The sequence below is a fragment of the Lentisphaerota bacterium genome, from assembly GCA_016873675.1.
In the GTDB taxonomy this organism is placed as follows: Bacteria; Verrucomicrobiota; Kiritimatiellia; order RFP12; family JAAYNR01; genus VGWG01.
This window is the reverse complement of sequence record VGWG01000170.1, coordinates 1-4038: the sequence shown is the minus strand read 5'-3', so window position 1 is coordinate 4038 and position 4038 is coordinate 1. Positions and strand designations below refer to the sequence as shown.

Below are 4038 nucleotides of genomic sequence, written 5' to 3'. Positions count from 1 at the left end.
ACACCCACACACTCCCACACCCACACACTCCCACACCCACACACTCCCACACCCACACACTCCCGCGCGCGCGCCACCGGTCCTAGGCGGCGCCGAGCTGGAAGCGGACAAAGCGGGTGACCGTGATCGTGTCGCCCGCCTTCTTGGCGGCGTCGTTGACCACCTGCGTAATGGTCTGCTTCGGTTCCTTAACGAACGGCTGGTCAATGAGGCAGATCTCCGAGAAGAATTTCTGAATCTTGCCTTTGAGGATACTCTCGACGATGTTCGCGGGCTTACCCTCGACCTGCTTGCGGTAGATGTCCTTCTCGGCCTCGATGTCGGCGGCCGGGACTTCGCTGCTCTTCACATAGCGGGGGTTGGCCGCCGCGACCTGAAGCGCCAGATCGTGAATCATCTCGGCGACAGCAGGGTGGGCGGGCGTCTCCGGTTTGCCGCAGGCGACTTCCACCAGCACGCCAACCTTGCCGCCCAGGTGAATGTAGGACTCAACGCGCGTAGTCGCCGTAGCAGCGAAGCGCGCCACACGGCGGATCTTCAGGTTCTCGCCCGTTGCGGCGATGATCGCCACCAAATCATTTTTCAGGGTCTCGGCCACGGCCAGATCGCCCGTGAGGACCTTCTGGGCAACATCCGCCACGAATGCCTTGAACCGGTCCGTCTTGGCGACGAAGTCGGTCTCGCAGTTGACCTCGACCAGAGCGAGCGTGGTTCCATCGGCGGCGGCCGCAGCGGCGATGATGCCCTGCTTGGATTCCTTGTCCGCGCGCTTGACCTGGATGGCGAGCCCTTTCTCGCGGAGAATCTTGATGGCGGCATCCATGTCGCCCTGGGTTTGGATCAGCGCTTTCTTGCAGTCCATCATGCCGGCGTTGGTCCGGGTGCGGAGGTCATTGATCATTGCAACAGTGATTTCAGCCATGGGGTGTCCTCTCGTGTCCATCGGTTGTCAAAAGCGGCGCGGCACCCTGGGATGGCACCGCGCCGGGTGGAGTGGTTTGCGGATCACTCGGCCACAGGCTCGGTGCCCACTGCGGCGGGCGTGACCTCAACGGCGGCGGCCTGCGCGGCCACGACGACCTGGGCGGCTTTGGCGGCCGTGCGGCGCGTGCGGGCGAGCTTTTCCTTGGCGTCATCCGCGCCGGCAGGCTCGCGGCGGGGCTTTCCACGGCCGGCACCGCTGCGTTCCTGCGCGTCATGCGCGGCACGCTCGGTTTCAGCCTGGCGGGACTTCTCGGCCGCGATCTTGGAGAACTGCTCGTAGGCGTCCTTGATCACGCGGGCAAAGGCGTCAGCGATCATCATGATGCCGCGAATCGCGTCATCATTTCCGGGGATGACATGGTCGATCGGATCGGGATCGGCGTTGGTGTCGACGATCGCCACGATCGGAATGCCCAGCCGTGCGGCCTCTTTGATCGCGTTGGTTTCGCGACAGATGTCGACCACAAACAAGGCGGCCGGGAGGTGCTCCATGTCGGCGATGCCGGAGAGGTTCTTCTGGAGCTTGTCGAGCTCGCGGCGGAGGTTCGCGGCTTCTTTCTTGTGGACGGACAGGATGCCGTTGTTGTTGTTGGCGATCGCCTCGATCTGGCGCATCCGCTTGATGCTGCGGCGAATCGTCTGATTGTTGGTGAGCGTGCCGCCCAGCCAGCGTTCGGTGATGTGATACTGGCCGCACGCAATCGCCGCCGCGCGTATCGAATCCTGAGCCTGCTTCTTGGTCGCGACGAACAGGATCTTGCCGCCGCTGGCAGCCACGTCGCGCAAGAACGCGGCGGCTTCGTCCAGAAGCGTGACGGTCTGGGTGAGGTCAATGATGTGGATCCCGTTGCGCTTATCAAAGATGTAGCGCTTCATCTTGGGATTCCACCGCTTGGTCTGGTGGCCGAAGTGCAGACCGGCGTCAAGCAGGTCCTTCAGGGTGAGCCCGGTCAGGCTCGAAGCAGGCATTTCCATGTGTACCATTCAACCGTTGTAGGAGGCGCCACGCTGGACGCTCCGGGGTTAATCCGCTTGGACTGAGGCGGTTGATCCGCCGTCGGTCTTCGCTTCCGCGACAGTGGACGCCACGAGGCGGCCCCGCGCCGGATAAAACGCGGCATACTATAGCGCTTTGCGCCGACGGCCGCAAGGAGTTTTTTAGGTTTTGTGCGCTTGACCCTTGAAGCGATCACGCCGTTATGTTATGGTGACACAAAACGTGTCATGGAAAGAAAACGCACAGTCATCGTGTTTCTCGGCGACGGCATGGCCGATGAGCCCCTCGCCGCGCTGAAGGGACGGACCCCGCTCCAGGCCGCGCATACGCCGGCCATGGACAGCATCGCCCGCCGTGGGCGTAGCGGTACGCTGCTCACCCTTCCTCCGGGGTACCCGACCTCCAGCGATGTGGCCAACATGTCGGTGCTCGGCTGTGACCTTGCCACCGAATGCTGCGGCCGAGGCCCGCTCGAGGCCGCCAGCCAGGACATTCCCCTCGGGCCGCAGGATGTCTGTTTTCGCATGAACCTTGTCACCGTTGACGCTGCGGGCATCCTGCGGGATTTCTCCGGCGGCCATATCGCGCAGACCGACGCCGCATTGGCCGTCGCGGCGCTGAATGCCGCACTCGGCACCGCCACGATACGCTTCCACCCCGGCGTGAGCTATCGCAACCTGATCATCCTGTCAGGCCCTGAATTCAGCGACGCCGTCGTCTGCGACAAGCCGGATGATAACCACGGCAACGCCATCGCCGACCACCTGCCGCGCGGCCAGTCGGAGACCGGCCGGCACACCGCCGCTGTCTTGCGCGACCTGATCGCCCGCGCCTCCGTCGTCCTGTCCGGCCGCGAGGCCAATGCTATCTGGCCGTGGAGCGGCGGCCGCGCCGGGGCGATCCATTCGCTCGGAGAGAGGTTCGGCATCCGCTCCGCCGTCATCTCTGCGGTCGACGTGATCAACGGCCTGGGCCGCTGTATGGGCATGGACGTCATCCGCGTTCCCGGCGCCACCGGCTACATCGACACGAATTACGAGGGCAAGGCCGACGCCGCGATCGCCGCCCTCCGGACGCATGACTTCGTCTACGTCCACGTCGAGGCCATGGACGAGGTCTCCCATGCCCAGGATTTATCCCTGAAGCTTCAGGCCATCGAAGACTTTGACCGGCGCCTCGTCGCCCGCGTCCTCGCCGCCTGCGGCCCCGACGTCACGTGTGTTGTCCTTCCCGACCACCCCGTCCCGCTGGCGACCGGCAAGCATACCCGCACACCCGTCCCGGTGGCGATCTGCGGACCCGGTTTTCCGCCCGATGGCGTGCAGTCCTATGATGAGGCTTCCGCCCCCCTCGGCGCGCTGGGCGCGATGAAGGGCCCCGATCTGATGAACCTGCTGTTTGCCCGGAACTAGGAGTCGTCATGCACATTCTCGTTACCGGCGGCGCCGGTTACATCGGCTCGCACACGGCGCTGGAATTGCTGAACGCCGGACACGACGTGACCGTCGTCGACAACCTCTGCAACAGCAAGGAAGAGGCGCTGCGGCGTGTCCGTGACCTGACGGGCAGGCCCCTCACCTTCCACCGCGCCGACCTGCTCGACGCCGCCGCCCTGGACCGGGTGTTCGCCGCCCGCCCGGTGGACGCCGTGATCCACTTCGCCGCGCTCAAGGCGGTTGGCGAGTCGGTGCAGAAACCCCTCGACTACTACTCGAACAACCTCACCGGCTCGATCTCCCTCCTCTCAGCCATGCGACGGCACGGCGTGAAGACCCTAGTGTTTAGCTCGTCGGCGACCGTCTATGGCGCCCCCGCATCGGTGCCTATCCGCGAAGACGCCCCGACGGGCGGCATCACCAATCCCTACGGCTGGACGAAGCTGATGACCGAGCAGATTCTGAGCGATCTTCAGACTGCCGAGCCCGACTGGCGCATCGCCCGGCTCCGCTATTTCAATCCGGTCGGCGCGCATGCCAGCGGCCGCATCGGCGAGGACCCCAACGGCATCCCCAACAACCTGCTTCCCTTCGTGGCGCAGGTCGCCCTCGGCACGCGGC

4 protein-coding genes are annotated in these 4038 nt (G+C 64.8%); 2 read left to right on the top strand and 2 right to left on the bottom strand.

Annotated elements, in window-relative coordinates:
* Nucleotides 1–82: 82 nt before the first annotated feature.
* Nucleotides 83–922, bottom strand: coding sequence for a translation elongation factor Ts (tsf, locus tag FJ222_12240; protein MBM4165191.1), 840 nt, complete (start codon nt 920–922; stop codon nt 83–85).
* An 83-nt stretch (nt 923–1005) separates the two neighbouring features.
* On the bottom strand, nt 1006–1938 hold the full coding sequence (rpsB, locus tag FJ222_12235; GenBank protein ID MBM4165190.1) for a 30S ribosomal protein S2: 933 nt from the start codon (nt 1936–1938) through the stop codon (nt 1006–1008).
* 270 nt (nt 1939–2208) lie between these two features.
* Here rpsB and FJ222_12230 point away from each other — a divergent pair, with 270 nt between their 5' ends.
* Together FJ222_12230 and galE are read left to right on the top strand one after the other, a co-directional pair.
* Complete coding sequence (locus tag FJ222_12230) at nt 2209–3393, top strand: cofactor-independent phosphoglycerate mutase (protein MBM4165189.1); 1185 nt, start codon at nt 2209–2211, stop codon at nt 3391–3393.
* A gap of 8 nt (nt 3394–3401) precedes the next feature.
* Nucleotides 3402–4038, top strand: a 637-nt coding sequence (gene galE, locus FJ222_12225; protein MBM4165188.1) for a UDP-glucose 4-epimerase GalE, incomplete at its 3' end; no start/stop codon positions are given.

Coding starts and splice junctions, on each gene's coding strand:
- FJ222_12230 (MBM4165189.1), top strand. CDS start 2,209: ATGGAAAGAAAACGCACAGTCATCGTGTTTCTCGGCGACGGCATGGCC.
- tsf (MBM4165191.1), bottom strand. CDS start 922: ATGGCTGAAATCACTGTTGCAATGATCAATGACCTCCGCACCCGGACC.